Origin of the sequence: Streptomyces marokkonensis, assembly GCF_008312835.1 — a bacterium.
Taxonomy (GTDB): Bacteria; Actinomycetota; Actinomycetes; order Streptomycetales; family Streptomycetaceae; genus Streptomyces; species Streptomyces marokkonensis_A.
The window spans coordinates 1-3,551 of the sequence record NZ_VSKS01000050.1 but is presented as its reverse complement, the minus strand read 5'-3'; the positions used below and the strand labels follow the sequence as shown (position 1 = coordinate 3,551).

General features: G+C 72.7%; 1 protein-coding gene. It reads left to right on the top strand.

Going from position 1 to position 3,551, the window contains the following annotated elements:
• A partial coding sequence (locus tag F1615_RS35300) for an SDR family NAD(P)-dependent oxidoreductase (protein ID WP_149553121.1) occupies positions 1-3,551 on the top strand: 3,551 nt, incomplete at both ends.

The window sequence follows — 3,551 nt, the reverse complement described above, 5'->3', positions numbered from 1 at the left end:
ACGCGCCGGTGATCGGGTCCCTGCGCCGTGGTGAGGGTGGCCTCGACCGCCTCTACCTGTCGTTGGGGGAGGCCTGGGCGCGGGGCCTGCGTGTCGACTGGAGCCCGGTCTTCGCGGGGCTGTCGCCGCGCCGGGTCGACCTGCCGACGTATGCCTTCCAGCGCAGCCGCTACTGGCTGGACCTGCCCAAGGCCCAGGTGAGCGCCGACCCTGCCGAGGAGCAGTTCTGGCGCAGTGTCCAGGACGGTGACCTGGAGGCCCTGGCCGGCACGCTCGGGCTGGAAGGCACCGACGGCCTCGGCGATCTCGTTCCCGCGCTCGACGCCTGGCACCGGGGACGGCAGGGCCGTGCCCGGCTGGACAGCTGGCGCTACCGGGTCGTGTGGCGGCCGCACCACATCCCCGAGGGCGACACGCTCGACGGCACGTGGCTGCTCGTCGTACCCGCCGAGCAGTTGGCGGCACCGCTGGTCAGCGGTGTCGCCGGAGCACTGAGCCGGGCCGGGGCAACCGTCGTCACCTTCGTCATGGCCGCCGACGACCTCGACCGCGGGCAGATCGCCTCCCGGCTCGCCGCTGCCGTCGCCCGGACCGGTCCGGCCCCGGTGCGGGGTGTGGTCTCCCTGCTCGCACTCGAGGAGCGTCCGGCGCCGGCACACTCCGGGGCCACCTCGGCCATGGTCTCCTCGCTGCTCCTGGTCCAGGGCCTGCTGGACGCCGGTATCGAGGCCAAGACGTGGTTCCTCACCAGCGGTGCCGTCGCGACCGGTACCGAGGGCGACGCCGTCGACCACCCGCTCCAGGGAGCCCTGTGGGGCCTCGGCCGCGTCGTGGCCCTCGAACAACCCCGGCACTGGGGCGGACTGGTCGACCTGCCGGCGGATGTGGACGACGACACCGCACGCGGACTGATCGCGCTCCTCGCCGCGCGGGGCGACGAGGACCAGGTAGCCCTGCGCGCGCGGGGAACGTACGTCCGCAGACTGATCCGCACCCCCCTCGCAGGGCGCGGCGCGCCGCGCACCTGGCGCACCAGTGGCGCCGCGCTCGTCACCGGTGGCACCGGCGGACTCGGCGCCCACACCGCCCGGCTGCTGGCCCGCAACGGCGCCGAGCACTTGGTGCTCACCAGTCGGCACGGCCCCGACGCGCCCGGGGCGGCCGAGCTGGAACGGGAGTTGACCGACCTCGGCTGCCGCGTCACCATCGCCGCCTGCGACGTGGCCGACCGGGACGCCCTCCGCCGCCTCGTCGAGCAGGTCGAGTCCGACGGGCCCGCCATCCGCACCGTCGTGCACACCGCGGGCGTCGGCATGCTCGCCCCGCTCGCCGACACCGACCTCGACTTCTTCGCCGAGGGCGCCCGCGCGAAACTCCTCGGCGCGGCGAACCTCGACGAACTGTTCGACCACGACCGGCTGGACGCCTTCGTCCTGTACTCGTCCGTGGCCGGAACCTGGGGCAGCGGCGACCACGGCGCCTACTCCGCCTCCAACGCCTACGTCGACGCCCTCGCCGAGAACCGCAGGGCGCGCGGCCTGACCGGCACCTCGCTGGCGTGGGGCATCTGGAGCCCCGAGGGCGGCGGCATGGCCGTCAACGTCGTGCGTGAACAACTGCGATGGCGCGGCATCCCGTTCATGGACGCCGACATCGCCGTGACCGGTCTCCAGCAGGCACTCGACCACGACGAGACCTTCCTCGCGGTCGCCGACATCGACTGGGCACGCTTCGTCCCCGTCTTCACGGCGGCCCACCCCAGGCCCCTGCTCCACGAGGTCCCCGAAGTCGCCGAGGCGATGCGGGCCGACGACGCCGTTCTCGACCGCGCCGCCGACCGGCGCGGCGGACTGCGCGCCGAACTCGCCGCCCTGCCCGCCGCCGAACGCGACCGGGCCCTGACCGACGTGGTCCGCGCCCAGGTCGCCGCCGTCCTCGGCTACGCCGACGGCGACGGCATCGCCGCCACCCGCGCCTTCCGTGAGCTCGGTTTCGACTCCCTCACCGCGGTCGAACTGCGCAACAGGCTCAACGAGGCCACCGGTCTCGCCCTGCCCGCCACGATCGTCTTCGACCACCCGAACGTCCGCGATCTCGTACGTCACCTGCGCGGACACCTCGTCGACGACCTCGCCGACGAGCAGCACTCCGTGCTCCCGGCCCTGCCGGCGGCCCGCCCGGCGCACGAGGACGAGCCGATCGCGATCGTCTCCATGGGCTGTCGCTTCCCCGGCGGAGCGCACTCGCCCGAGGACCTCTGGCGGCTCGTCCTGGAGGAGACCGACGCCATATCCGGTCTGCCCGTCGACCGCGGCTGGAACGTGGAGAGTCTGTACGACCCCGACCCCGACCGGGCAGGAACCACCTATGCCCGCGACGGAGGGTTCCTGCACGACGCGGCCGAGTTCGACGCCGGGTTCTTCGGCATCTCGCCGCGTGAGGCGACGGCGATGGACCCGCAGCAGCGACTGCTCCTGGAGACCACCTGGGAGACCCTGGAGCGGGCCGGCATCGCGCCCGACAGCCTGCGCGGCAGCGACACCGGTGTGTTCGTCGGCGTCTCCCACCAGGGCTACGGAGCGTCCGGCGAGGTCCCGGAAGGCCTCGAAGGGCACCTGATCACCGGCACGGTCACCAGCATCGCCTCCGGCCGCATCTCCTACACGCTCGGCCTCGAAGGACCGGCCGTGACCATGGACACCGGGTGCTCCTCGGCACTCGTCGCGATGCACCTGGCCATGCGGTCACTGCGGTCCGGCGAATGCTCCCTCGCGCTGACCGGCGGTGCCGCCGTCATGGGCGAGCCGGTCGGCCTGATCGGATTCAGCCGTCAGCGCGGCCTCGCCGTCGACGGCCGCTGCAAGGCGTTCGGCGCGGGGGCCGACGGCATGGGCATGGCGGAAGGCGTGGGCGTCCTGTTGCTGGAGCGTCTGTCGGACGCGCAGGCGAACGGGCACCAGGTGCTCGCTGTGGTGCGGGGTTCGGCGATCAATCAGGACGGTGCGTCGAACGGTCTGACGGCTCCCAACGGTCTGTCGCAGCAGCGGGTGATTCGCGCCGCGCTGGCGGATGCGGGGTTGGCTGCCGGTGATGTGGATGTGGTGGAGGCGCACGGTACGGGAACGAAGCTCGGGGATCCGATCGAGGCGCAGGCGTTGCTGGCCACGTACGGTCAGGAGCGGGAGGGCGACCGGCCGTTGTGGCTGGGGTCGGTGAAGTCCAACATCGGGCACACACAGGCCGCTTCGGGTATGGCCGGGGTCATCAAGATGGTGCAGGCGATGCGGAACGGCACCCTGCCCAAGTCCCTGCACACGGACGAGCTCTCCACGTTCGTCGACTGGTCCGTCGGACAGGTCCGCATCCTCACCGAGGCACGCCCCTGGGAGCGGAACGACCGACCTCGCCGGGCAGGTGTCTCCTCCTTCGGCGTCAGTGGGACCAACGCCCACGTCATCCTGGAGGAGCCGGAGCCTGTCGGGGGAGTGGAGCCGGCTGACCGGCCCGAGGTGACTGTCCCGTGGGTGGTGTCCGCTCGTTCGGATGCGGCG